This window comes from Actinomadura miaoliensis (assembly GCF_039536785.1).
GTDB classification, from domain to species: Bacteria; Actinomycetota; Actinomycetes; order Streptosporangiales; family Streptosporangiaceae; genus Spirillospora; species Spirillospora miaoliensis.
Map to the genome: position 1 here is coordinate 34,713 of NZ_BAAAZG010000012.1, position 25,252 is coordinate 59,964.

Below are 25,252 nucleotides of genomic sequence, written 5' to 3' on the forward strand. Positions count from 1 at the left end.
GGCTCCCACGCCGACGTCACCCTGCTAGCGGGCGGCGAATAGCGTCTCCGCCTCCTCGATCGCCCTCGTCAGGGACGCGGGGTCGGGGGCGAGGCCGGCGACGATCCGGTCGACGTCGCGCAGACCGGCGCGGCCGAGCAGGGTCTTCTCGTTCGTCACCCACTCGCCGCGCGCCGCGAGGACGGCGTGGGCGGACTGCATCGCGGCGGTGGCGAGGGCTCCCGAGACCTCGGTCAACCTGCCGTGCGGCGCGTGGCCGGCCTTGGCGTACGCCAGCGTCAGCTGCGCGTTGGCGCGCCACCGCCTCGGCGCCGCCGCACGCAGCGCCGCCGGGTACTCCGGCCGCGGCAGCTCCCCGCGCAGCACCCGGTTGAGGGCCAGTTCGCCGACGACCAGGTAACTCGGGATCCCGGCGAGATGGAACATCAACGGCTCGATGTGGAAGCGCCCTTCCCGCGCCTCGGCGAGCTGGTGCTCCACGACGTCGAGGTCGCGGTAGTGGACGTCGACACGGCGCCCATCGACGGTCAGCCACGCGCCGCCGTTGAACACGCCGCCGCCCCATTCGCCGACCTCGGAGACCTCCCCGGGCAGCCCGAGGGCGCGCAGGTCGTCGGGGGCGAAGCCGCCCCGGTAGTACACGGCCAGGTCCCAGTCGCTGTCGGGACGGTGCGTGCCCTGGGCCCGCGACCCTCCCAGAGTGACGGCCCGCACCGCCGGCAACGCGGCGAGCAGGTCGGCCAGCCCGTCCAGGAACGCCTGGTCATCGTTCGTTTCACGCATGAATGAAGAATCCGATCCGGAAGAAGTGACAACACGAACCATCACGCGCCGGAGCCGTGCTCAGACGACGCGTGCAGAACCAGATGGCCGATACGTCACTCCATGAGGCCGGACGTTAGCATGCCCGGCCGGTCACGGTGTCGCCTTCACGCCCGGGACAGAATCGAGCCGTGCAGATCCATTCCATGGCGGACGCCGGGCCGGGGCGGTGCGAGGCCGTCACGGGGCGGCCGCATCCGCGGCTGCGGCCCTACGTCGTCGGCTATTCGGGGTTCCGTACCACAGGGGACGGGCCCGTGCGGCGCACGATCCTGCCGTTGAACTTCACCACGCTGATCGTCGACGTAGCCCGGCCGGTGCGGCTCGTCACCGGCCCGCGCGGGATGCCGGTCCTGGACGACCCCGCCCCGTGGCGGCACGGCGTCACGGTGGGGCTGACGCCCGTGGGCGTGGCCGCGCTGCTGGGCGTTCCCATGGGGGAACTGGGAGGCGCCACCGTCGACCTGGCGGACCTGCTCGGCGACCGCGCGGAGCTGCTGGCCGAGCGGCTGGGGGAGGCGCCGCACTGGCGGGCGCGGTTCGCCGTGCTGGACGAGTCCTTCACGGCGTGGCTGCGGCCGCCGCGCAGGACGGACGACCTGGTGACGCACGCCTGGCGGCGGCTGCAGAGCGAGCGGCTGCTGGTCGGGGGGCTGGCGGCCGAGCTGGGGGTCAGCCGCCGGCGCCTGGAGGTCGGGTTCCGGAGGCACGTCGGGCTGACGCCGAAGACGGTCGCCAGGGTCGCCCGGTTCCAGCGGGCCGTGTGGGCGCTCAGCGCGCCGGCCGCCACCCTCGGCGCGGCGGTCGCCTGCGGGTACGCCGACCAGCCGCACCTGACCCGCGAGGTGCGGGCGATGAGCGGCATGACGCCCGCCGCGCTGTTCGCATTCGTTCAAGACATCGCACGGCGGCGCGACTACCGTCCCGCGCCATGACGCTCAACGGAAAGACCGCCGTCGTGACCGGCGGCTCGCGGGGGATCGGGCGCGCCATCGTGCGGCGGCTGGCGCGTGACGGCGCCCGGGTCGTGTTCAGCTACCGCGAGGACCGGCGGGCGGCCGACGAGGTCGTCCGCGAGTGCGGCGCGGACGACGTCGTCGCGGTCCGCGCCGACCACGCGGATCCGGGCAGCCTGGACGCGCTGTTCGCACCGGTGGGCGACGGCCTGGACATTCTGGTCAACAACGCCGCCGTCAACCCGCGCGTGCCGATCGCCGACGTCACCGCCGAGGACTTCGACCGGGTGATGACGGTCAACGCCAAGGTGCCGCTGCTGGCGATGCGCCGGGCCGCGGCGCTGCTGCGCGACGGGGGCCGCGTCATCAACGTCTCCACGCTCAACACCGTCGTGCCCGCGCCCGGCCACGCCCTGTACGGGGCGAGCAAGGCGGCGCTGGAGCAGTTCACCGCCGTCGCCGCGCGGGAGTTCGGGGAGCGCGGCGTCACCGTCAACACCGTCTCGCCGGGCGCGACCGACACCGACCTGCTGCGCTCCTCCAACCCGGCGGAGGCGCTGGAGGGCACCGTGGCGTTCACGGCCCTGCGGCGCCTCGGGCAGCCGTCCGACATCGCCGACGTCGTGGCGTTCCTGGCCGGGCCGGACGCGCGGTGGATCACCGGTCAGAACATCCGCGCCACCGGCGGGCTGCTGGTGTGACCCCTACCAGCCGCGTTCGCGCCATTCGGGCAGGGACGGGCGTTCACGGCCGAGCGTGGAGTCCTTGCCGTGACCGGGGTAGAACCAGGTCGCGTCGGGCAGCCGGTCGAAGACGCGCTCCTCCACGTCCGACAGCAGCCGCCGGAAGCGCACCGGGTCGCCCCAGGTGTTGCCCACCCCGCCGGGGAACAGGCTGTCGCCGGTGAACAGGTGCGGGCGGTCGGCCAGCTCGCCGCCCGCGTCGTACAGCAGCGCGATCGAGCCGGGCGTGTGGCCGCGCAGGTGGACGACCTCCAGCGTCGCCTCGCCCACGCGGAGGGTGTCGCCGTGCTCGACCGGCTCGGCGACCGGTTCGGGCAGCGCCTCGGCGTCCAGCGGATGGGCCGCCACGGGAGCGCCGGTCGCCTTGACCACCTCACTGAGCGCCATCCAGTGGTCCTGGTGCCGGTGCGTGGTGACGATCCGGCCGAGCGGCCCGTCGCCGATCAGCTCCAGCAGCCGGGGCGCCTCGTTGGCCGCGTCGATCAGCAGCTGGTCGCCGGTGGCGGTACAGCGCAGCAGGTAGGCGTTGTTGTCGTACGGGCCGACCGCCACCTTGGTGATCGTCAGACCGGGCAGCTCCCGCACGTCCGGCCTGCCGCCGACCTCGACGTTTCCGGTGTAGCTCATCGCCGTCCTCCCGTCGGTCCGCGGCCGGGGGGCGGGGCCCGGCCGGACGACCATCTTCCCGCATCGCCGGTCCGGTCGTGCGCGCGGGCGGTTTGAGTCGCCAGACTCAACCGGACAGTGCCGTACCGGACGGAGTTTTCGTCTGTTCCGTACCACCATCGTCCTAGGTGGTCGGAGACAGCGACCCGGGAGGACGGTGACGCGGTGGTGACGAGGTCCCCCTTCGAGCGCGGCACGGCGCCGCGGCCGGGCGGCCCGGCGAACGAGGCGGTCCGGGCGGACCATCTCCTCGGGGCGGCCGAGGGCCTGCTGCGGACGTGCGGGCAGGACGCGGCGGTCGCCGCGGCCGTGCTGGTCCTGGTGCTGGTCGGAGTGCTGACCCAGCTGGCCCACGGGGGCGGCCGGCTGGGCGTCCTCCCGCTGGTGCTGCTGGCGCCGGTCGCGGTGACGTTCACGATCTCGGCGGGGCTGGCCGTCCGGTCGCGCCTGACGGTGGTGGCCGCGCTCGGCGAGATCCGGGGCCGCACGGGCGCGCCGCTCGACCCGGGCGTGCCGTGGACGCCGTTCGCGCTCGGCACGGCGCTGGACGGGCGGGTGCTCGACGAGGAGCTGCGGCGGCTGCTGGCGGCGGCGCACCGCTGCTGCGAGCTGGCCTGGCAGGCGGTGGTGTGGGGGGTGGCGACCGCCGTGCTGTGCGTCTGCTGGACCCTGGCCGTGGTCGCGACCGGCGTGGGCGGGTGAGCGTTGATCGACCATGACGTACGGCCCGGAAGCTTCTGGGAGCTGCTGTCGGCCACCGACCGGCAGGCGCTGCGGGCGATGGGACGCCGCACCGACATCCCTCCCGGCGGCATGCTGTGCCACCAGGGGGTGACGGCCGCGGGCGTGTACGTGGTGTTCAAGGCCAGCGCGCGCACGTCCGGCAACGTCGTCGCCAAGGAGTTCGTGGACTCCAGCGAGGGCGACGAGTCCATCATCGATCTGTTCGGGTCGGGCGACCTGGTGGGCGCGCTGGCGCCGTGGGGGCATCCACAGCGCGGGTCGGTGGCGGCGCTGGACCACGTCACCGCGCTCCGCGTCGACCGGGGGAAGTTCGCCGGGCTGCTGGCCGCCAACCCGCGCGTGACCGAGGCGATGATGCACGCGGTCGCGCAGAGCGTCACGTTCGGGGGCAGGCGGCACGCGGTGCGCGGGGCCGAGCATCCGCAACGCCTGGCCTACCACCTGCTGGAACTGGCGCACCGTTTCGGTGAACGCACCGCCCGCGGCATCGAGGTGCCGACGAGGCTCAGCCAGGCGGAGCTGGCGAACTGGGCGGGCATCTCCCGCGAGACCCTGGTGCGCTGGTTCCGGCGGTGGCGCGCCAAGGGAATCCTGGACCGCCGCAGCCGTCCCCTCATCATCCTGGACGCCGAGGCGCTGCGCCGGGCGGCCGGGCCGTGGGGCGACGACTGGTCGGCCCTGCTGCCCGACGTCGCCGCCGGGGCCGTGTCCGTGGGGGACGCCGTCCCCCTGGCGACCGCTGCCGCGCCCGCTGCGGCGGCGGGGGCGTCCGGCGCCGTCATCGCCGCACCCACGCCGGTGCCGCTGGAGCCGTCCGGGGGAGCGGCACCGCGCCTGCCGGCCGACAACCCGTACTTCACCGGGCGCGTCGTCAGCCTCGGCAAGCTCGACATGCTGGTGTCGCAGGCCGAGACGCCGCGCGCCGTCGTCATCGAGGGCATGGCGGGCGTCGGCAAGACGACGCTGGCGCTGCACTGGGCGCACCGGGTCGCCGACCGTTTTCCCGACGGCGTCGTCTTCACCGACCTGCGCGGCACGAGCCGCGCGCCGGTCACCGCGGCCGAGGCGATGGGGCAGGTGCTGCGCGGTCTCGGCGTGCCCGGCGACCAGCTGTCGCGCGGCGAGGCCGAACTGGCCGCGCAGTGCCGTTCGCTGCTGGCCGGGCGGCGCGCCCTGCTGGTGCTGGACAACGCCGCCGACGCCGAGCAGGTCCGTCCGCTGCTGGCCGCCATGGGCGCGGGCCTGGCGGTGGTGACGACGCGCCGGCGGCTGCCCGTGCTGCTGGAGGGCGCCGACATCCGCACGCTGGAGCTGCGGGAGATGGCGCCGGACGAGGCGGTCGACCTGTTCGCCGCGGTGCTCGGCCCCGGTGACCGCCGGGTGCGGGACGAACGCGGCGCCGCCGTGCGGCTCGCCCGCGAGTGCGGGTTCCTGCCGCTGGCCCTCGGCATCATGGCGGGACGGCTGGCCGACAACCCCGGCGAGCCGATCGACGAGACGCTGCGCCAGCTCGCCGACCCCGACGGCGCGGCCTCCGGGAGCTACGGCGGCGGAGGCTACGGCGGCGGGCTGCGCGAGGCCGGCCCGCACGGCACCGGCGGCCCGCACGCCCTGCACGGCGTGCTCAGCCCCACCTTCGAGGTCGCCTACCGGGGGCTGCGCCGTGACCAGCGCGCCGCGTTCCGCAGGCTCGGCCTGCCGGCCGGTCCCGACTTCACGCCCCGCGTCCTGGCCGCGCTGCTCGCCCGTCCGGAGGACGAGGCACGCGAATGCCTGGAAGGGCTGCGGCAGGCGTACCTGGTGCACGACGTCGCACCCGGCCGGTACCGCATGCACGACCTGCTGCGCGACTTCGCCCGCGAACGCGCCCTCATCGAGGACGCCGACAACGACCGCCTGGCCGCGCAGCGCCGCATGCTGGCCCGCTACCTGGCCGACGCGCGGCGGGCCGGGGACGCGCTGGGACGGCGCCGCCGTCCCGCGCTGCACGCCGCCGACGACCAGACCGCGGACACGCCCGGGGAGAACTCGGCGTCCGAACGGGCCCTGAGCCTGTCGTGGTTCGAGGCGGAACGACGCAACCTGGTGGCGGCCGTGAACCAGGCCGCCCGGCTGGGCCTGCACCGGACCTGCTGGGAGCTGGCCGACGCGCTGTTCGACTTCCAGCACTTCCGCCGCTACACCGACGACAACATCGCCGTGCAGCAGGCGGGCCTGCACGCCGCGCGAACCGAGGAGGACTGGACGGCCGCCGCCGTCATGCTGCACAACCTGGCCGTCGCGCACGCCGTGGTCGGACGGTCCGTCCAGGCCATCGGGTACGGCGAGGACGCCCGGCGCGGCTTCCGGTCGCTGGACCCGCCGAACCGGTTCGGCGAGGCCGCGGCGCTGGCGACCCTGGCCGACGTGCACACCACCCTGGGCCGCTACCCGACGGCCATCGTCCACGCGCGGCGCTCCCTGGGCATCCACCGGGAGCTGGGGGACGGCGGCGGCATCGCCGACGCGCAGGAGATCCTGGCCCGCGCCCACCTGGGCCTGGCCGCCTACGACGCCGCCCTGGAGCACGCGGGCGGGGCGCTGCGCATCCGCCGCCAGATCGGCGACATGCCCGGGGTGGCCGAGGCCCTGCTCACCCTCGCGCAGGTGCACCGGCGCAAGGGCGCCGTGCACGCCGCCGTGTCACGCGCCCTGGAGGCCCTGTACATCCGCCAGGAACAGGCCGACCGGTTCGGCGCCGCGCAGGCGCTCACCGAACTGGCCCGCATGTACAACGCGTTGGGCCTGCGCGACCTGGCGTTGCAGGACGCCCAGGAGGCGCTGAGCACCTACCGCGCCCTGGGCGCCCGGCACGGCGAGGCCCGCGCGCTCGCCACCCTCGGCATGCTGATGTGCGACGCGGCCCGGTTCGCCGAGGCGTTCAGCTACTGCGGGGAGGCGCTGCGGCTGCACCGCGAGGTCGGCGACCGGCACGGTGAGGCCGAGACCCTCGCCCAGATCGGCATCGTGTGCTGGCGCCTGGGCCGCTACCCCGAGGCGCGCGAACAGCTCTTGCGCGCCCTGGAGATCCGCCGGGAGATCGGCGACCAGCACGGCGAGGCGCACGACCTGGAGCACCTGTCGCTGGTGCTGCGCCGCCTGGAACGCCACCAGGAGGCGTTCGTCCTCGGCCTGGAGGCGCTGGACCTGTGGCACCGCCTGGGCGCCCGGGGCGGGCTGGCCACCACGCTCGGCAGCCTCGCCCGCACCTACCTGCAACTGGGCATGCACGAGGAGGCCGAGCACGCCGCCCGGCAGGCGCTGGCGATCCGCCGCGAGATCGACGACTCCTACGGCATGGGCGTCGGCCTGGACACCTACGCCATGGTGCTGCTGCGCAGCGGCCGTCCCGAGAAGGCCCTCGACATGGAGATGGAGGCGCTGCGCGTCCTCGGCGAGGTCGGCGACCGGCACAGCGAGGGCACCGCGCTGGTGCACCTGGCGTCCATCTACCTGAACCTGGACAAGGCCGAGGAGGCGCTGGAGACGGGACGGCGCGCGCTCGACACCGCCGCCGAGCTCGGCGACACCCGCGAGCAGGCCTACTCCCTGCACACCATGGGACGCGCCTGCCAGCGCCTCGACCGGCACGCCCGCGCCGTCGAGCACTTCGACGCCGAGATCGCCATCCGCCGCGACATGGGCGACCTGCGCGGCCAGCGCGCCGCGCTGGACCGGCGGCGCGCGTCGCACCTGGCCCTCGGCGACCACGCCGCCGCCGCGGACTGCGCGCGCCGCGTCCAGGCCATCGACCAGTGGCTGCGGTCGGACCGGGCCGATGACGACGAGGACCCCGCTCGGGCAGAATGATCTTCGGGTGGTTTCGGCACTTGTGTCGTTCTACGCGGTTCACCGGCGCACCGCCACGTTTCACTGGGATCGGGGGGACCTGTGCGGCTTCCGCCTGCCGGGAGCGGAGAGGAGGCGGGTTGACGACCACCACCCCGCGCATCACCACGTTCTGGGACGCGGTCCCCGAACGTGCGCGCAAGGCGCTGCGCGAGGCCGCCACCACGGCCATGATCAAACCGGGCACCTTCCTGACGCGCGAGCACACCCGCGGCGCCCAGGTGTACGTGCTGCTCCAGGGCGCGGTGAAGGTGTGGGTGGACCACGCCGGCGAGATCGCCATCCTGGACGTGCTCGGCCCCGGCGACGTGGTCGGCGAGCTGGAGGCGGTGGACGGCGGCGTCCGGCACGCCAACGTGGAGGCGCTCACCTCGGTGGAGGCGCTGGTGGTGCCCGCGGCGCGGTTCCGGGCCGTGCTGGACGCCCACCCGGGCGCCGCGTGGGCGGTGGCCGCGGTGCTGGCCGAGCGGTTGCGCGACGCCAACGAGCTGCGCGTCGCGCACTTCCCCGACGACGCCGAACGCCGCCTGGCCAGCCGCCTGCTGCGGCTCACGGCGCGCTTCGGCCGTCCCGAGCCGGGCGGCGGCTACGAGATCAGCGTGCCCGTCCACCAGCAGGACCTCGGCCGCTGGGCGGGCATGGGCCGCCGCAAGGTCGCCCAGATCCTGGCGGGCGAACGGGTGCGCGGCGGCCTCGGCGTGGCCCGCAACGTGATCACCGTGCGCTCGCTGGACGCCCTGCGCCGCCTGTCCGGCGACCCCGACCTCGGCCCCGGCGACGGCTGACCCGGCCCGGCGACGGCTGACCCGGCCCGGCGGGCGGCCGGCCCGGCCCCGGCGGTCGCCTCCGGGCCCGCTCAGAAACCGCTGGGAGCGTGCGGCCAGGGCGGCGGGGTGGGCAGCGGCCCGTCGGGGTGGACGGCCAGCCCCTCGCCGTCGGCGCGGCCGCACAGCCAGGCCAGCAGCACGCGCCCCGGCCCGGAGATCTCCGCCTCGCCGGAGCGGCCGAGGTCGGCGGTGTCGGCGGCCATGTCGGCGTCGGTGGCGGTCAGGCGGAACCCGGCCAGCTCGCCCCAGCCGTCGGCGGGCGAGGCGGCCAGGTCGTTCAGCGTGCTGGTCAGCGCCCACCGCACGTACGGCTCGGGCCAGTCGGCGGGGCCGTAGCCGGCCGCGAGGTCGACATGGTGCGCCTCGACCTCCCGCCAGCGCATGTACATCACGTACCAGGCGGGGAACTGCCACCCCGCCATGCCGCGCACGGTGTGCCGCCACGCCTCGTCCGGCAGCCGGCGCGCCTGGGCGGCGAACCGCGCGGACGCGTCCCGCACGTCGTCGGCGATCTCACCGGCGCCGCGTCCCGCGCCCGCCGCCAGGTCGGCGTTGCGCGCCTCCATGCTGGGGTACTGGGGGATCTCCACGCCGGTGCGCGCCCACTCCAGCAGGTTCCACAGCGAGTCGGCGTTACGGGCGATGTGGGTGCCCACGTGGCCCCGCGTCCAGCCCGGAAGCGCGGACGGGGCGCGCATGTCGTCGTCGGTGAGCCGCGACAGCGTGTCCGTGACGCGCTCGGTGCCCGCGACGATCTCGTCAAGAATCCTCGGCCAGTCCTCCACGGCGTTTCCTTCCCGCCCCCGCCACGCGACGAACGCCCCATCCTCGCCGACGCACCCCCTCCCCGACAAACCCTCCCAGATCACTTGCCGGCGGCCGCCCGATGACGCCGCGGCGGGGCCCGGCCGGATGGGCTCGGGGCATTCGGGAACAATGGCGATCATGAGGCATCCGATCTGTGTGACGTGCGGCGTGCAGTACGGGGAGCCGCGCGAGGACTGCCCGATCTGCCTGGACGAACGGCAGTACGTCGGGTGGGACGGGCAGCGGTGGACGACCCTGGAGGAGCTGCGCGCCGCCGGGCACCGCGGCCGGATCGCCGAGGAGGGGGAGGGCGTGATCGGGGTGGGCGCCGAGCCGCCCACCGCCATCGGGCAGCGCGCCCTGCTGGTGCGGACGCCGTCCGGCAACGTGCTGTGGGACATGATCACCCACATCGACGACGACCTCGTCCGCCAGGTGCGCGAGCTGGGCGGGATCTCGGCGATCGCGATCAGCCATCCGCACTACTACGGCACGATGATCGAGTGGGCGCACGCCTTCGACGCCCCCGTCCACATCCACGAGGCCGACCGGCAGTGGGTCGCGCGCCCCGACGACGCGGTGCGCTACTGGTCGGGCGACACCCTGGAGATCGCCGACGGGCTGACCCTCATCAACGCGGGCGTGCACTTCGCCGGGGGCCAGGTGATGCACTGGCGCGACGGCGAGGACGGGGAGGGCGCCCTGTTCTCCGGCGACATCCTGCAGGTCGTCCAGGACCGCCGCTGGGTCAGCTTCATGTGGTCCTACCCCAACTTCATCCCCGAGCGGCCCCGGACGATCCGCAGGGCGCTGCGGCTGCTGGAGCCCTACCACTTCGGCCGCGTGTACGGCGCCTGGTGGAAGCGCATCGTCTACACCGACGGCAAGGCGGCCGTGCAGCGCTCCTACGACCGCTACCTGGACTTCGCCCTGGACGATGACCCACCGGCCTGACGACGCCGCCGAGGCGGGACGGAGGCTGCGCGCCGACGCGCGGCGCAACCGGGCGCGCATCCTGGCCGCCGCCGAGGAGGTGTTCGCCGAGAAGGGCGAGAGCGCCTCCACCGAGGAGGTCGCGGCCCGCGCCGGGGTGGCGATCGGCACGGTGTTCCGGCACTTCCCGACCAAGCGCGACCTGCTGGCCGCGATCATGAAGGAGCTGCGGACCCGGCTGGTCGACGAGGCCGCCGCGCTGTCGGCGGACGCCGGCCCGGCCGCCGCCTTCTTCGACTACTTCGCGTTCATGGTGGAACGGGCGGCGCGGGTGCGCACCGTGCTCGGCCTGCTGGCCGCCGAGGGGATGGGCGCCGAGCCGGGCGACCAGATCCGCGACCTGGAACAGGTGGTCGGCGAGCTGCTGGAGGCCGCGCAGCGCGCCGGGGCCGTGCGCCCGGACGTCGCGCTCGACGAGGTCATGGCGATCCTCACCGCCACCTGCCAGGGCGCCCTGCACGGGGCGTGGGACGACGACCTTCGGCGCCGCACGCTGGGCATCGTCTTCGACGGCCTGCGCCCCCGCGCCTGAAAAGCGCTGGCCGCCGCGACGGGCGTCGGTCACGATGGCCTCATGCACGGATCCGCCTGGCCGCCCCCACGCCTGGAAGTCCCCGGCCTGTTACTGCGGCGCTGGTCGCAGGACGACGCCGAGCTGCTGCAGGACGCCGTCTCCGAGTCACACGAGCGGCTGCGCGAGTGGATGCCCTGGGCGAGGGAGGCGCCGTCCCTGGAGAAGCAGCGGGCCTATCTCCAGACCGCCGTGCGCACGTGGGCCGACGGAGTCGACTACGGCTACGGAATGTTCGACCCCGGGGAGACGGCCGTGCTGGGCAGCGTCGCCATGCACGCCCGCCTCGGCCCCGGCGCCCTGGAGATCGGCTACTGGGTGCACTCGGCGCACACCCGGCGCGGCCTGGCGAGCACGGCCACCGCGCTGGTCACGGACGTGGCGTTCGCCCTGCCGGGCATCGAGCGCACCGAGATCCACTGCGACCCGGCCAACATCGCCAGCGCGGGCGTCCCGCGCGTGCTCGGTTACCGTCTCGACCGCGTCCAGGACCGCGACCCCGCCCTCTTCGGGGAGCCCGGCCGCGAGATGGTCTGGGTCATGTCCCGGGACGCCTACAAAGGCAGCGAGGCGTGGCGCCGCGCCCACGCCCACCGGGTCCGCTGACCGGCGGTGACGCCTCCGCGCGTGTGGGGTGACGCCGGGCACGCCGTGGGTTCCGGTGGCGAGAGATCTTCGAACACGTGTACGGTTCGATGGTGTCGCCCGGCCCCTGGGGGACGGGCGCGGACCACAATCGGAACGGGCCGGGACCGGCACGAAATGCGGCGGCTCGACGTCGCGTTATGTTCCCGGGGGACCGCGTATCCCCTGGTTGCCCTGAGGCCATCGCGTCTCCCCATCGCGCCCAGACAAGGAACCGGAAGAACGCCGTGCATGACCGACTCATCGTGCGTGGAGCGCGCGAGCACAACCTGAAGGACGTCTCGCTGGACCTGCCGCGGGACGCCATGATCGTGTTCACCGGGCTGTCCGGGTCCGGCAAGTCGAGTCTGGCGTTCGACACGATCTTCGCCGAGGGGCAGCGCCGGTACGTGGAGTCGCTGTCGGCCTACGCGCGCCAGTTCCTGGGCCAGATGGACAAGCCCGACGTCGACTTCATCGAGGGCCTGTCCCCGGCGGTGTCCATCGACCAGAAGTCCACCAGCAAGAACCCGCGGTCCACGGTCGGCACGATCACCGAGGTCTACGACTACCTGCGGCTGCTGTACGCGCGCATCGGCCACCCGCACTGCCCGGTCTGCGGCCGCCCCATCAGCCGCCAGGCCCCCCAGCAGATCGTCGACCGGGTGCTGGAGCTGCCGGAGGGGTCCCGCTTCCAGGTGCTCGCCCCCGTCATCCGCGGCCGCAAGGGCGAGTACGTCGAGCTGTTCCGCGAGCTGCAGTCCAAGGGCTACTCCCGGGCGATGGTGGACGGGCAGATGGTCCGCCTGGACGACCCGCCCAAGCTCAAGAAGCAGGAGAAGCACGACATCTCCGTGATCGTCGACCGGCTGACGGTCAAGCAGTCGGCGCGCCAGCGGCTGGCCGACTCGGTGGAGACCGCGCTCGGCCTGGCCGGCGGCACGATCGTGCTGGACTTCGTCGACCTGCCCGAGGACGACGAGGGCCGCACCCGGATGTACTCCGAGCACCTGTACTGCCCCTACGACGACCTGTCGTTCGACGAGCTGGAGCCCCGCTCGTTCTCGTTCAACTCCCCCTACGGCGCCTGCCCGGACTGCACCGGCCTGGGCACCCGCATGGAGGTCGACCCGGAGCTGGTCGTGCCCGACCCGGCCCTCACCCTGGGCGAGGGCGCCATCCAGCCGTGGTCGAACGGGCATGTCAGCGACTACTTCCTGCGGCTGCTGTCGGCCCTGGGCGACGCCATGGGCTTCGACCTCAACACCCCGTGGGAGAAGCTCCCCGCCAAGGCGCGCAGGGCGGTCCTGAACGGCCACTCGACGCAGGTGCACGTCCGCTACAAGAACCGCTACGGCCGCACCCGCTCGTACTACACCGCCTACGAGGGCGTCATCCCCTACATCCAGCGGCGGCACTCCGAGGCCGAGAGCGACGCCACCCGCGAGCGCTTCGAGGGGTACATGCGGGAGATCCCGTGCCCGTCGTGCGGGGGAGCGCGGCTCAAGCCGTACGTGCTGGCGGTCACCATGGGCGGCAAGTCGATCGCCGAGGTCGCGGCCATGCCGATCGGCGAGTGCGCCAAGTTCCTGCTGTCGCTGGAGCTGAGCGAGCGCGAGAAGCACATCGCCGAGCGCGTCCTCAAGGAGATCAACGCGCGGCTGGGCTTCCTGCTGGACGTCGGCCTGGACTACCTCAGCCTGGACCGCGCCTCGGCCACCCTGGCCGGCGGCGAGGCGCAGCGCATCCGGCTGGCCACCCAGATCGGGTCCGGCCTGGTGGGCGTGCTGTACGTGCTGGACGAGCCGTCCATCGGCCTGCACCAGCGCGACAACCACCGGCTGCTGGAGACCCTGCTGCGGCTGCGCGACATGGGCAACACGCTGATCGTCGTGGAGCACGACGAGGACACCATCCGGGACGCCGACTGGGTGGTCGACATCGGCCCGCGCGCCGGCGAGCACGGCGGCCGCATCGTGGTGTCCGGCACGGTCGACGAGCTGCTGAACTGCGAGGAGTCCCTGACCGGCGCCTACCTGTCGGGCCGCCGCGAGATCCCCGTCCCGCGGGTGCGCCGCCCCCGGCAGAAGGGCCGCGAGATCGTCGTCAAGGGCGCCCAGCAGAACAACCTGCGGAACGTGGACGTGGCGTTCCCGCTCGGGGTGTTCACCGCCGTCACCGGCGTGTCCGGGTCCGGCAAGTCCACGCTGGTCAACGACATCCTCTACAACTCGCTGGCCAGGCAGCTGCACGGCGCCAAGACCGTGCCCGGCCGGCACCGCCGGGTCACCGGCGTCGACCAGCTCGACAAGGTGGTGCACGTCGACCAGTCGCCGATCGGCCGCACGCCCCGCTCCAACCCGGCCACCTACACCGGCGTGTTCGACCACATCCGCAAGCTGTTCGCGCAGACCACCGAGGCCAAGGTGCGCGGCTACCAGCCGGGCCGGTTCTCCTTCAACGTCAAGGGCGGCCGCTGCGAGAACTGCTCCGGCGACGGCACCATCAAGATCGAGATGAACTTCCTGCCGGACGTCTACGTGCCCTGCGAGGTGTGCCACGGCGCCCGCTACAACCGGGAGACCCTGGAGGTCCACTACAAGGGCAAGACGATCGCCGAGGTCCTCGACATGCCGATCGAGGAGGCCACCGAGTTCTTCGAGCCGATCAAGGCGATCCACCGGCACCTGAAGACCCTCAACGACGTGGGCCTGGGCTACGTGCGGCTCGGCCAGCCCGCCCCCACCCTGTCGGGCGGCGAGGCGCAGCGCGTCAAGCTCGCCGCCGAGCTGCAGCGCCGCTCCACCGGCCGCACCATCTACGTGCTGGACGAGCCCACCACCGGGCTGCACTTCGAGGACATCCGGCGGCTGCTCGGCGTGCTGAACGGCCTGGTCGACAAGGGCAACACGGTGATCGTCATCGAGCACAACCTGGACGTCATCAAGACGGCCGACTGGATCATCGACATGGGTCCCGAGGGCGGCTCGCGCGGCGGTACCGTCGTCGCCGCGGGCACGCCCGAGGACGTGGCGAAGGTCGAGGCCAGCCACACCGGCATGTTCCTGGCCAAGCTCCTCGACTGACCGGGACGCCGCGCGGGGTCCGGCCCCGCGGCGCCCCGGCCGTCTGGCCCCGATTCCGCCCTTCCGTCGGCCGTGCCCGAAAATGGTTCTGGTTTGAACCATCGGGGGAGCCCGCACGTGCTCCTGGTGAGAAGTGACAACGGACGGTCTCGACATACGGAGGACACGGCATGGCACAGGAGCCCGCACCGCGGACCGAATCCGCCGAGCGGCCAGCTGAAGAGGGCAACACCCGGCGCGGGGTCCTGTTCGGCGTCGGCCTGGCGGGGGCCGCCGGGGTGCTCGCGGCGTGCGGCGGGTCCGACGACTCGGGCGGCGACGCGTCGGGGGGACAGGACTCCGGCGACAAGGGCTCGGGGGCGGGCGGCGGTGCCGCACTGGCCCAGGCGAGTGAGATCCCGGTCGGCGGCGGCAAGGTCTTCAAGGACCGGAAGGTCGTGGTGACCCAGCCGCAGCAGGGGCAGTTCAAGGCGTTCGACGTCGCCTGCCCGCACCGCGGCTGCCCGGTCGACGCGGTGTCCGGCGGCACCATCAACTGCCCCTGCCACGGCAGCAAGTTCAACATCAACGACGGCTCGGTCGTCAGCGGCCCGGCGGACAAGGGACTGACCGCCAAGCAGGTCAACGTCCAGGGCGACCAGATCACCCTGGCCTAGGAGCCGGAGCGGGGCGGACGCCCCGTGGCGGTGCGGGCCGCGGCACCGCCCCGCCACGGGGCGCCGTGCGATCCGGCGGCGGAGGTCGTCGTCACAGCGCCGGCTCGGAGGCGGACGGCAGTTCGGCGCGGAAGCGCGGCAGCGCCTCGGGATACTTCTCGCGGATGTAGGAGACCAGGTGCTCGCGCATGTCGCAGCGCAGGTCCCACGCGCTGGCCGAGTCGGCGGCGCTCATCAGCGCGCGCAGCTGCACCAGGCCGTTCGGCAGCACGTCGGTGACCTGCAGCACCCACTCGCGCTGGTCCCACAGCGGATGCTCGCGCAGCGCCCGGTACAGCTCGGTGCGCAGCTCCTCGACCGGGACGGACCAGTCCACGTGCAGCAGCACCGTGCCGATCACCCGGCTGGTGTGCCGGGTCCAGTTCTCGAACGGCTGCTCGGTGAACTGCGACACCGGCAGGATGAGCCGCCGGTCGTCCCACAGGTGCACCACCACGTACGACAGGGTCAGCTCCTCGACCCGGCCCCACTGCCCCTGCACGACGACCACGTCGTCCAGCCGCAGCGCGTCGCTGAACGCCAGCTGCAGCCCGGCGAACAGGTTGCCGAGCGTGGGCCGGGCAGCGATGCCCACCACCAGGCCCGCGACCCCCGCCGACGCCAGCATCCCGGCGCCCAGCGTGCGGACGGCCGGGAAGGTGAACAGCGCCGCGCCCACCGCGATCACCACGACCACGGCGGCGATCACCCGGCGCAGCAGCAGCATCTGCGTGCGGGTCTTGCGCGCCCGCCGGTTGCGCTCGCCCTCGATGCGGGTCAGCCGCTCCAGCGGCGGGTCGGTGAGGGCGAAGGAGATCCGCAGCACCAGCCAGGTGGTGGCGCCGATCGCGGCGATGCGCAGGCCGTGCCGTACCGAGTCGGACACGGCCTCGGGCAGCGGCTCGTACGGCATCGCGGCGTTCACGCTGGCCACCACCGCGAACACGAACGCCGGGGCGGTGCAGCGGCGCGCCGCCGCGCCGACACCGGGCCAGCGCGCCGACAGCCGTCCGGCCAGCAGCCTGCGCACCCCCTCCACCACCGTCACCGACAGCGCGATCGAGACCGCCAACGTGATCCAGGGCCAGAACGCGGACACCTGTCGAGCAACTCCCTTCACTGCGGCATCGTCGGGCGGCGCGGGGCACATCCCATCCGTCAGCCTTATCCGCACGTCCGGCACCTATGCGAGATCCGCGTCACACGGGCGGCGCGGCCGGGCGGCCGACGTCCCGGCCGGCGTCCCGGGTGCTGTCCCGGGCGGGGCGGGGCAGCGGCGGGCGCCCCGGGTGCCGGCCGGGCCTACTAGGCTTTCTGCCGTGGCAGATCCGGCGACCTATCGACCCGCACCGGGCTCCATCCCCGAGTCCCCGGGGGTGTACCGGTTCCGCGACGAGCACGGCCGGGTCGTGTACGTGGGCAAGGCCAAGAACCTGCGCTCCCGGCTGAACTCCTACTTCGCCGACTTCGCCGGCCTGCACCCGCGCACCCAGACGATGCTGCGGACCGCGGCGCGCGTCGACTGGACGGTGGTGGGCACCGAGGTCGAGGCGCTGCAGCTGGAGTACTCCTGGATCAAGGAGTTCGACCCGCGCTTCAACGTCCGCTACCGCGACGACAAGTCCTATCCCTACCTGGCCGTCACCCTGGACGAGGACTACCCGAGGGTGATGGTGATGCGCGGCGCCAAGCGCAAGGGGGTGCGCTACTTCGGGCCGTACTCCCACGCCTGGGCGATCCGCGAGACGGTCGACCAGCTGCTGCGGGTGTTCCCGGTGCGCACGTGCCGTCCCGGCGTGTTCAAGCGGCAGCGCCAGCTCGACCGGCCCTGCCTGCTCGGCTACATCGGCAAGTGCTCGGCGCCGTGCGTCGGCCGCGTCACCCCCGACGAGCACCGGCGGCTGGCCGAGGACTTCTGCGACTTCATGGCGGGCGACACCGCGCGGTTCACCAAGCGCCTCGAGGCCGAGATGCGCGCGGCCGCCGCCGAGCAGGAGTACGAGCGGGCCGCCCGGCTGCGCGACGACATCCGCGCCCTGGAACGGGCGCTGGAGAAGCAGGCCGTGGTCCTCGGCGACCGCACCGACTGCGACATGATCGCCTTCGCCGAGGACGAGCTGGAGGCCGCCGTCCAGGTGTTCTACGTGCGCGGCGGCCGCATCCGCGGCCAGCGCGGCTGGGTGGTCGACAAGGTCGAGGCCGTCACCACCGCCGACCTGGTCGAGCACTTCCTCATCCAGATCTACAGCGAGAGCGAGGCGGTGCCGCGCGAGGTCTGCGTGCCCGCGCTGCCGCCGGACGCCGACGCCATGACCGAGCTGCTGGCCGAGCAGCGCGGCGGGCCGGTGCGGCTGCGCGTCCCCCGGCGCGGCGACAAGAAGGCCCTGCTCGACACCGTCGAACGCAACGCCCTGGAGGCGCTCAAGCAGCACAAGACCCGCCGGGCCAGCGACCTGACCACCCGCAGCCGGGCGCTGCGCGAGATCCAGGAGGCCCTGGAGCTGGCCGAGGCGCCGCTGCGCATCGAGTGCTACGACGTGTCCAACCTGCAGGGCACCAACGTGGTCGCCTCCATGGTGGTGTTCGAGGACGGGCTGGCCCGCAAGAGCGAGTACCGCCGGTTCAGCATCAGGGCCGTCGAGGGCCAGGACGACGTCCGCTCCATCCACGAGGTGATCACCCGCCGGTTCCGGCGGTACCTGGCCGAGAGCGAGAAGACCGGCGAGCTCGACACCCTCGGCGACACCCGTCCGCAGGACCCGCCGGAGGGCGCGGAGGGTGTGGCGGAGGACGCGCACCAGCCGATCGACCCCGAGACCGGCAGGCCCCGCAAGTTCGCCTACCCGCCCAACCTGGTGGTGGTGGACGGCGGCCCGCCCCAGGTGGCGGCGGCGCAGCGGGCCCTGGACGAGCTGGGCGTCGACGACGTGGCGGTGTGCGGCATCGCCAAGCGGCTGGAGGAGATCTGGCTGCCCGGCGAACCCGACCCGGTGATCCTGCCGCGCAACAGCGAGGGCATGTTCCTGGTCCAGCGGGTCCGCGACGAGGCGCACCGGTTCGCGATCAACTACCACCGGCAGCGGCGGTCCAAGGCGATGACGGTCAGCGAGCTGGACGACGTGCCCGGCCTCGGCCCGGCCCGCCGCGCGGCGCTGCTCAAGCACTTCGGTTCGGTGAAGCGGCTGAAGGAGGCGACGCCCGAGCAGGTCGCCGAGGTCCCCGGCATCGGCCTGCGCAGCGCCGAGACCATCGTCGCCGCCCTGCACGGCACCGCCTCCGCCCCCCGCCCCCGGCCCGCCGAGCCGCCCGGCGCGTCCGGCGCCCCGACGCCGACGTCCGAGGCGTCCGTGCCGGCGTCCGAGGCGTCCGCGGCGGCGGGCGAGTCGCGTGGCGCGGACGGCGGGAGCGGCGGCGCGCGCACGCCGTCGGGAGAGGGGGAGCGCCGGTGACTGACGCGGGTGCGCGGGGGCGCACGGCGGCGATCGGCGCGGGTACGGACACGGGCACGCGCGGCGAGCACAGGGGGAGGCCGACATGAGCACCGACAAACAGATCCCGGACATCGTGATCATCACCGGCATGTCCGGGGCGGGCCGCAGCACGGCCGCCAAGTCGCTGGAGGACCTGGACTGGTTCGTGGTCGACAACCTGCCGCCGGCGCTGCTGGCCACCATGGCCGACCTGGGCGGCCGGGTGAAGGACGCGGTGCCCCGCATCGCCGTGGTGGTCGACGTGCGCAGCCGCGCCTTCACCGAGGACCTGCACTCGGCCATCGCCGAGCTGGAGGCGCGCGGCGTGCACCCCCGCGTGGTGTTCCTGGAGGCCGGCGACGCCGACCTGGTCCGCCGGTTCGAGAGCGTGCGGCGCCCGCACCCGCTGCAGGACGACGGCCGCCTGGTCGACGGCATCGCCCGCGAGCGCGAGCTGGTCCGCGAGGTGCGCGCCGAGGCCGACCTGGTGATCGACACCAGCGGGCTCAACGTGCACGAGCTGCGCGCCAAGATCGTGAGCTTCTTCGGCCCCGACACCGGCGAGTCCAGCCTGCGCGCGACCGTGGTGTCGTTCGGCTACAAGTACGGCCTGCCCGTGGACGCCGACCTGGTCGTCGACTGCCGCTTCCTGCCCAACCCGCACTGGGTGCCCGAGCTGCGGCCCAAGACCGGCCGCGACTCGGCGGTGCGCGACTACGTGCTGAGCCGGCGCGGCGCCAAGGAGTTCCTGGACGCCTACACCGAGGTGCTGCGGTTGCTGGCCGAGGGCTACGAGCGGGAGGGCAAGCACTACGTGACGCTGGCCGTGGGATGTACGGGAGGCAAGCACCGCAGCGTGGCCATGGCCGAGCAGCTGGCCGCGCGGCTGCGCGACGACGGCATCGACGTGCAGGTCGCCCACCGCGACCTGGGCCGTGAGTGACGGGCGGGCCGGGAGCGCGACGGTGAATCCCCCAGGGCCCCGGGTCGTCGCGCTCGGCGGCGGCCACGGGTTGTACGCCTCGCTGTCGGCGCTGCGGCGCGTCACCGAGCGGCTGTGCGCGGTCGTCACCGTCGCCGACGACGGCGGTTCGAGCGGACGGCTGCGCCGCGAGCTGGGCGTGCTGCCGCCCGGCGACCTGCGCATGGCGCTGGCGGCGCTGTGCGGCGACGACGAGTGGGGCCGGACGTGGCGCGACGTCGTCCAGCACCGCTTCCGCAGCGAGGGCGCGCTGCACGAGCACGCCGTCGGCAACCTGCTGATCGTCGCCCTGTGGGAGCTGCTCGGCGCCCAGGCCCTGACGAACGGCGCCCCGGCGGACAGCGCCCCGCCCGCCGACGCACTGCCGGACGGCGCCCTGACGGACGGGGCCCTGACGGACGAGGCGCTGACGGACGAGGCGCTGACGCGGGCCGCCGTGTCCGCCGCCGGGAGCGCCGCCGTGGCGCGGACGTTCGAACCGGCCCCGGCGCCCGGCGCCGGCGCGGGCGCCGGAGCGCCCGTCACGGACCCGACCGTCGCCGGGCTCGACTGGGTGGGGCGGCTGCTGGGCGCCCACGGCCGGGTGCTGCCGATGGCGTCGGTCCCGCTGGACATCGTCGCGCAGGTGCGCGGCGCCGACCCCGCCGCGCCCGACGCCGTCACCGAGGTCAAGGGGCAGGTGGCGTGCGCCAAGACCCCCGGCAAGGTGCTCAGCGTCTCGCTGGTGCCGGCCGACCCGCCCGCCTGCCCGGACGCGGTGCGCGCCGTGGAGGAGGCCGACTGGGTCGTGTTCGGCCCCGGCTCGTGGTTCACCAGCGTGCTGCCGCACCTCAAGGTGCCCGAGCTGGCGCGCGCCCTGACCGAGACCAAGGCCCGCCGGGTCGTCGCCCTCAACCTGGCGCCGCAGCCCGGCGAGACCGACGACTTCTCGCCGCAGACCCACCTGGAGGTGCTGCAGGACCACGCACCCGACCTGCGCGTGGACGTGGTCGTCGCCGACCGCGGGGTGGTGGACGACCCCGCCGCCCTGGACAAGGCCGTCCAGGACCTGGGCGGACGGCTGCTGCTGGCCGACGTCGCCGCCGACGACGGGTCCCCGCGTCATGATCCCGCCCGGCTGGCCCAAGCCTTCGTGAAGATTTTCCGTGAGTGAGGCCCGGCCGGGCCGACATCGGCCACACTGCTGGGAGTCCACAAGGGGGAGGGTTCATCTATGGCGATGACCGGTGTGGTGAAGGACGAGCTGAGCAGGCTGTCGATCATGAAGCCGTGCTGCCGCAAGGCGGAGGTGTCGACGCTGCTGCGCTTCGCCGGCGGCCTGCACCTGGTCAGCGGGCGGATCGTGATCGAGGCCGAGATCGACACCGGCGCGGCGGCGCGGCGGCTGCGCAAGGACATCGCCGAGGTCTTCGGGCACACCTCCGACGTGGTGGTGCTCGCGCCGAGCGGGCTGCGCAAGGGCAACCGGTACGTGGTCCGGGTGTTCCGCGACGGCGAGTCGCTGGCCCGCCAGACCGGGCTGATCGACAACAACGGGCGTCCGGTGCGGGGGCTGCCCCGGCACGTGGTCGCGGGCGCGGCCTGCGACGCCGAGTCGGCCTGGCGGGGGGCGTTCCTGGCGCACGGCTCGCTGACCGAGCCCGGTCGGTCGATGTCCCTGGAGGTGACCTGCCCCGGACCGGAGGCCGCGCTCGCCCTGGTCGGCGCCGCCCGCCGGCTGAAGATCCACGCCAAGGCCCGCGAGGTGCGCGGCGTCGACCGGGTGGTGGTGCGCGACGGCGACGCGATCAGCGCCCTGCTGACCCGGCTCGGCGCGCACGACAGCGTGCTGGCCTGGGAGGAGCGGCGGATGCGCCGCGAGGTGCGGGCCACCGCCAACCGGCTGGCCAACTTCGACGACGCCAACCTGCGCCGCTCGGCGCGCGCCGCGGTCGCCGCCGGTGCCCGGGTGGCGCGGGCGCTGGAGATCCTCGGCGACGACGCGCCCGAGCACCTGGTGAACGCGGGCAAGCTGCGGCTGGAGCACAAGCAGGCGTCGCTGGAGGAGCTCGGCCAGCTCGCCGACCCGCCGCTGACCAAGGACGCCATCGCCGGGCGGATCCGCCGCCTGCTGGCGATGGCCGACAAGCGCGCCCAGGACCTGGGCATCCCCGGCACCGAGGCCAACCTCACCGCCGAGATGCTCGCTCCCTGACCGCACCCGGCCACCGGGCGGTGTCGCCGGACGGACGTCGGCGCCCCGTCCTCCGCTGTTCATGAGCTGTTCGCCGGGCGGTGGTTGGGTGCCGCGCATGCGTGCGTACCTCGCCGTCGCCGTACGGCGTCCCGGAGACCGGATCGACCCGGCGGTCCTCACCGCCGCCCGCCGGTCGATCACCGAGGCGGTGCCCGTCCCGCCGGACCGTTGGCGCACCGCCGAGTGGCTCTCGCCCGACGGCGGCGCCGCACTGCTGGCCTGGTCGAACGAGCCGTCCGAGGCGCCCTTCCCCGACCCGGTCCTCACCTCCGGGGACCGGGCCCTCGGCTACTGCGGCTACCTGGGCGGCAAGGGCGACGCCGACCTGCTGCTGGCCGCCGACCGGCTCGACGACCGCGTGGACGACCTCGGCGGCTGCTTCTCGGTGTTCCGGCTCGGCCCGGACGGACTGCAGGCCGCCACCTCCATCACCCGGGCGTGCCCCGTCTACCACGCCGAGGGCGGCGGGCTGCGGTTCGCCGCCTCGCGCGCGCTGCTGGCGCACCTGGCGGCCCGCGCCGCGGCGACCGGGCTGAGCCGCCCGACGCCCGTCTACGCGGTCATGGGCCTGCAGTCGCTGGTGCGGCACGGGTTCTTCGCCTCGGACGAGACGCCCTTCGAGGGGGTGTCGGCGCTGCCGAACGCGGCCACGCTGGTCGCGCCGTTCGGCGGCGCGGTCGACGTCGTCCCGCGCCCGCTGCCCGAGCAGGGACCGGTGCCGCGCAGCCGCCGCGAGGCCCGCGAGCGCGTCGCGCCGCTGGCCGAGGCGCTGCTGGCCGCCGTCGAGCCGTTCCGGCGGCACGACCGGCCGGTGCGGATCGCGCTGTCGGGCGGCCGCGACAGCCGCCTGATCGCCGCCGCCTGCCACGCCGCCGGGGTGCCGTTCTTCGGCGCCACCCACGGCCTGGCCGACAGCCCCGACGTGGTGCTGGCGCAGCGGGTCGCCGCCGCCCTGGGCGCCGAATGCCAGGTGACGATCGACAGGCAGCGGTCCGGCGCGGTCGTCGTGCGGCACCCGCTGCGGCGCGCCCACGCGCTCGTGCGCATGTGCGAGGGCATGAACTCGGCCTACGAGGGCGTCAACGGGTGGGCGCCCTACGACCCCGAGCCGCGCACCTCCGGTTCGGGCGGGGAGCGGCTGCGCGGCGGCTTCCTCACCGACCAGCGCGACCTGAGCCCGAAGGGCGTCCGCGCCCGGCTCAAGACGATCTTTCTGGCGCAGCAGGAGTTCCTCAACGCCGACGCCAACGCCTACGCCAAGCGCTACTACGACGAATGGTGCGACCGTTACGAGCGCGACGGCCTCGACGTGCTCGACAAGCTGCACATGTTCTACAAGACCGGGCGCTGGCTGGCGGGCTCGCACACCGCGACGCTGATGAACTGGGCGTACTACCACCCGTTCCTGGACAACCGGGTGGTGCGGGCGGCGCTGGCGCTGCCGGTGGAGTGGCGGCTGAGCGAGGAGCCGGTCGCGCTGGTGATGGAGACGTTCGCCCCGCAGCTGCGGGACGTGCCGTTCGACGGCAAGCGCTGGCGGTTCGAACGCGACCGGCCGCGCTCCCTGCGCGAGTGGCCCGGCTGGCGGCGCCGCGCCACCCCGCCCGGCAAGGGCGCCGCCGGGTTCAACTGGCGCAAGTCCTACGGGCCGGAACTGGCCGACATCTTCCGGGAGTACATCCTGGACGGGCCGCCGGAGCTGTTCTCCATCCTGGACCGCGCCGCGGTCGAACGCCGCCTCGCCGAGGTGCCGCCGCGCCGTCCGGGACAGAGCTGGAACCTGCTCACCCTGGGGGTACTGCTGTCCGGCGCCTGGCGCGAGTCCGAACCGTCCGGCCTGCCCGACGTCGAGGTCCCCATCCGGACCTGAACGGCCTCCCGCCCCGCACGTCGCCCCGCACGTCCCGCGGCCCGCGACGGCGGGCGGATCACCCGTGCGGGGGAGGCGCGGCCACCCGTGTTTCACGCCCGCCGGTGTCGGGCCGCGGCTCGCGCATTCGATAGGGTCGGCAGGTGGGGGAGCACCCCGGACCCAGGAAGATCAGCGGCCCGGACCGACGCCCGGGCGCGTCCACGAGGTACGAGGAGAGCGGTTCCGTGACCATCCGAGTAGGCATCAACGGGTTCGGCCGGATCGGCCGCAACTTCTTCCGCGCCGTGCTGGCGAGCGGGGCCGACATCGAGGTCGTGGCGGTGAACGACCTGACCGACAACGCCACCCTCGCCCACCTGCTGAAGTACGACAGCATCCTCGGCCGGCTCGGCGAGGAGGTGAAGGCCACCGCGGACGAGATCGCCGTCGGCGGCCGCACCATCAAGGCGTTCGCCGAGCGCGACCCGAACAACCTCAAGTGGGGCGACCTCGGCGCCGACGTGGTGATCGAGTCCACCGGGCTGTTCACCGACGCCACCAAGGCCAAGGTGCACGCCGACAACGGCGCCAAGAAGGTCATCATCTCGGCGCCGGCCAAGAACGAGGACGTCACCATCGTGATGGGCGTCAACGACGGCGACTACGACCCCGCGAAGCACACCATCATCTCCAACGCGTCCTGCACCACCAACTGCCTGGCGCCGATGGCCAAGGTCCTGCACGACACCTTCGGCATCGAGCGCGGCCTGATGACCACCATCCACGCCTACACGCAGGACCAGAACCTGCAGGACGGCCCGCACAAGGACCTGCGCCGCGCCCGCGCCGCCGCCCTCAACATCGTCCCGACCTCCACCGGCGCCGCCAAGGCCATCGGCCTGGTGCTGCCCGAGCTGAAGGGCAAGCTGGACGGGTACGCGCTGCGCGTGCCGATCCCCACCGGCTCGGCCACCGACCTGACCGTCAAGCTGGCCCGCGAGGCCACGGTCGAGGAGGTCAACGCGGCGCTCAAGGCGGCCGCCGAGGGCCCGCTGCGCGGCGTGCTGACCTACACCGAGGACCCGATCGTGTCCGCCGACATCGTCACCGACCCCGCGTCCTGCATCCTGGACGCCGGGCTCACCAAGGCGATCGACGACCAGATCAAGGTCGTCGGCTGGTACGACAACGAGTGGGGCTACTCCAACCGGCTGGCCGACCTGGTCACGCTGGTCGGCGGGCAGCTCTGACCGCGTCGTCCCACGACCACGCCTCCCGCCTGGCGCCCGC

Annotated in this window: 20 protein-coding genes; 16 read left to right on the forward strand and 4 right to left on the reverse strand. The window is 73.9% G+C overall.

From position 1 onward, the window contains the following. Positions 1-24: 24 nt before the first annotated feature. Positions 25-783, reverse strand: a complete 759-nt coding sequence (locus tag ABD811_RS10845; protein WP_344944744.1) for a nucleotidyltransferase domain-containing protein — start codon at positions 781-783, stop codon at positions 25-27. A gap of 170 nt (positions 784-953) precedes the next feature. Here ABD811_RS10845 and ABD811_RS10850 point away from each other — a divergent pair, with 170 nt between their 5' ends. Both ABD811_RS10850 and ABD811_RS10855 read left to right on the forward strand, forming a co-directional pair. Continuing rightward, entirely contained in the window at positions 954-1,757 is an 804-nt protein-coding gene (locus ABD811_RS10850) for a helix-turn-helix domain-containing protein (RefSeq protein ID WP_344944747.1), read from the forward strand. Beyond that, the gene (locus tag ABD811_RS10855; protein ID WP_344944750.1) at positions 1,754-2,479 is read left to right on the forward strand and encodes an SDR family oxidoreductase; all 726 of its coding nucleotides are present in this window, start codon (positions 1,754-1,756) and stop codon (positions 2,477-2,479) included. Before ABD811_RS10850 ends, ABD811_RS10855 begins: the two co-directional genes overlap by 4 nt. Before the next feature lie 3 nt (positions 2,480-2,482). On the opposite strand, the gene ABD811_RS10860 is transcribed toward ABD811_RS10855, so the two are convergent. Further along, on the reverse strand, positions 2,483-3,148 hold the full coding sequence (locus ABD811_RS10860; RefSeq protein WP_344944753.1) for an MBL fold metallo-hydrolase: 666 nt from the start codon (positions 3,146-3,148) through the stop codon (positions 2,483-2,485). 207 nt (positions 3,149-3,355) lie between these two features. Here ABD811_RS10860 and ABD811_RS10865 point away from each other — a divergent pair, with 207 nt between their 5' ends. The 3 genes from ABD811_RS10865 to ABD811_RS10875 all read left to right on the forward strand — a co-directional run bounded on the left by ABD811_RS10865 (position 3,356) and on the right by ABD811_RS10875 (position 8,604). After that, positions 3,356-3,889: a hypothetical protein gene (locus ABD811_RS10865; protein ID WP_344944756.1), complete on the forward strand. Its 534-nt coding sequence runs from the start codon at positions 3,356-3,358 to the stop codon at positions 3,887-3,889. 3 nt (positions 3,890-3,892) lie between these two features. Beyond that, positions 3,893-7,780 (forward strand): tetratricopeptide repeat protein, encoded by a 3,888-nt coding sequence (locus tag ABD811_RS10870; RefSeq protein WP_344944758.1) that lies wholly within the window; start codon positions 3,893-3,895, stop codon positions 7,778-7,780. Between the two features lie 119 nt (positions 7,781-7,899). Further along, a complete protein-coding gene (locus ABD811_RS10875; protein WP_344944760.1) occupies positions 7,900-8,604 on the forward strand; it encodes a Crp/Fnr family transcriptional regulator in 705 nt (234 codons plus the stop codon). 71 nt (positions 8,605-8,675) lie between these two features. Here the strand turns inward: ABD811_RS10875 and ABD811_RS10880 are convergent, their stop codons facing one another. Further along, positions 8,676-9,431 (reverse strand): maleylpyruvate isomerase family mycothiol-dependent enzyme, encoded by a 756-nt coding sequence (locus ABD811_RS10880; RefSeq protein ID WP_344944762.1) that lies wholly within the window; start codon positions 9,429-9,431, stop codon positions 8,676-8,678. 160 nt (positions 9,432-9,591) lie between these two features. On the opposite strand from ABD811_RS10880, the gene ABD811_RS10885 reads away from it, so the two are divergent. The 5 genes from ABD811_RS10885 to ABD811_RS10905 all read left to right on the forward strand — a co-directional run bounded on the left by ABD811_RS10885 (position 9,592) and on the right by ABD811_RS10905 (position 15,383). Next, complete coding sequence (locus tag ABD811_RS10885; RefSeq protein WP_344944765.1) at positions 9,592-10,407, forward strand: MBL fold metallo-hydrolase; 816 nt, start codon at positions 9,592-9,594, stop codon at positions 10,405-10,407. Further along, entirely contained in the window at positions 10,391-10,978 is a 588-nt protein-coding gene (locus ABD811_RS10890) for a TetR/AcrR family transcriptional regulator (RefSeq protein ID WP_344944768.1), read from the forward strand. The genes ABD811_RS10885 and ABD811_RS10890 overlap by 17 nt, the downstream gene beginning before the upstream one ends. Positions 10,979-11,020: 42 nt before the next feature. Continuing rightward, complete coding sequence (locus tag ABD811_RS10895) at positions 11,021-11,623, forward strand: GNAT family N-acetyltransferase (RefSeq protein WP_344944771.1); 603 nt, start codon at positions 11,021-11,023, stop codon at positions 11,621-11,623. Between the two features lie 266 nt (positions 11,624-11,889). Beyond that, positions 11,890-14,727, forward strand: a complete 2,838-nt coding sequence (gene uvrA / locus ABD811_RS10900; protein WP_344944774.1) for an excinuclease ABC subunit UvrA — start codon at positions 11,890-11,892, stop codon at positions 14,725-14,727. A gap of 170 nt (positions 14,728-14,897) precedes the next feature. Beyond that, a complete protein-coding gene (locus ABD811_RS10905; protein WP_344944777.1) occupies positions 14,898-15,383 on the forward strand; it encodes a Rieske (2Fe-2S) protein in 486 nt (161 codons plus the stop codon). A gap of 91 nt (positions 15,384-15,474) precedes the next feature. On the opposite strand, the gene ABD811_RS10910 is transcribed toward ABD811_RS10905, so the two are convergent. Further along, positions 15,475-16,521, reverse strand: coding sequence for a mechanosensitive ion channel family protein (locus tag ABD811_RS10910; protein ID WP_344944780.1), 1,047 nt, complete (start codon positions 16,519-16,521; stop codon positions 15,475-15,477). Positions 16,522-16,741: 220 nt separating this feature from the next. On the opposite strand from ABD811_RS10910, the gene uvrC reads away from it, so the two are divergent. The 6 genes from uvrC to gap all read left to right on the forward strand — a co-directional run bounded on the left by uvrC (position 16,742) and on the right by gap (position 25,212). Further along, complete coding sequence (gene uvrC / locus ABD811_RS10915; protein WP_344944783.1) at positions 16,742-18,871, forward strand: excinuclease ABC subunit UvrC; 2,130 nt, start codon at positions 16,742-16,744, stop codon at positions 18,869-18,871. Positions 18,872-18,956: 85 nt separating this feature from the next. Then, positions 18,957-19,835: an RNase adapter RapZ gene (gene rapZ / locus ABD811_RS10920; RefSeq protein WP_344944786.1), complete on the forward strand. Its 879-nt coding sequence runs from the start codon at positions 18,957-18,959 to the stop codon at positions 19,833-19,835. A 22-nt stretch (positions 19,836-19,857) separates the two neighbouring features. Then, complete coding sequence (locus tag ABD811_RS10925; protein ID WP_344944789.1) at positions 19,858-21,027, forward strand: gluconeogenesis factor YvcK family protein; 1,170 nt, start codon at positions 19,858-19,860, stop codon at positions 21,025-21,027. A 60-nt stretch (positions 21,028-21,087) separates the two neighbouring features. Continuing rightward, entirely contained in the window at positions 21,088-22,068 is a 981-nt protein-coding gene (gene whiA / locus ABD811_RS10930; protein WP_344944792.1) for a DNA-binding protein WhiA, read from the forward strand. Positions 22,069-22,165: 97 nt separating this feature from the next. Continuing rightward, complete coding sequence (locus tag ABD811_RS10935) at positions 22,166-23,980, forward strand: asparagine synthase-related protein (protein ID WP_344944795.1); 1,815 nt, start codon at positions 22,166-22,168, stop codon at positions 23,978-23,980. Positions 23,981-24,207: 227 nt separating this feature from the next. After that, positions 24,208-25,212 carry a type I glyceraldehyde-3-phosphate dehydrogenase gene (gap, locus tag ABD811_RS10940; RefSeq protein ID WP_344944798.1) on the forward strand — a complete coding sequence of 335 codons (1,005 nt, stop codon included), beginning with the start codon at positions 24,208-24,210 and terminating at the stop codon, positions 25,210-25,212. Positions 25,213-25,252: the final 40 nt, after the last annotated feature.

Bases quoted from the DNA above. Each gene is read 5' to 3' on its own strand.
- ABD811_RS10935 (WP_344944795.1), top strand. From the start codon at position 22,166: ATGCGTGCGTACCTCGCCGTCGCCGTACGGCGTCCCGGAGACCGGATC.
- ABD811_RS10860 (WP_344944753.1), bottom strand. From the start codon at position 3,148: ATGAGCTACACCGGAAACGTCGAGGTCGGCGGCAGGCCGGACGTGCGG.
- ABD811_RS10885 (WP_344944765.1), top strand. From the start codon at position 9,592: ATGAGGCATCCGATCTGTGTGACGTGCGGCGTGCAGTACGGGGAGCCG.
- whiA (WP_344944792.1), top strand. From the start codon at position 21,088: ATGGCGATGACCGGTGTGGTGAAGGACGAGCTGAGCAGGCTGTCGATC.
- ABD811_RS10855 (WP_344944750.1), top strand. From the start codon at position 1,754: ATGACGCTCAACGGAAAGACCGCCGTCGTGACCGGCGGCTCGCGGGGG.
- ABD811_RS10895 (WP_344944771.1), top strand. From the start codon at position 11,021: ATGCACGGATCCGCCTGGCCGCCCCCACGCCTGGAAGTCCCCGGCCTG.
- rapZ (WP_344944786.1), top strand. From the start codon at position 18,957: ATGAGCACCGACAAACAGATCCCGGACATCGTGATCATCACCGGCATG.
- ABD811_RS10905 (WP_344944777.1), top strand. From the start codon at position 14,898: ATGGCACAGGAGCCCGCACCGCGGACCGAATCCGCCGAGCGGCCAGCT.
- ABD811_RS10890 (WP_344944768.1), top strand. From the start codon at position 10,391: ATGACCCACCGGCCTGACGACGCCGCCGAGGCGGGACGGAGGCTGCGC.
- ABD811_RS10845 (WP_344944744.1), bottom strand. From the start codon at position 783: ATGCGTGAAACGAACGATGACCAGGCGTTCCTGGACGGGCTGGCCGAC.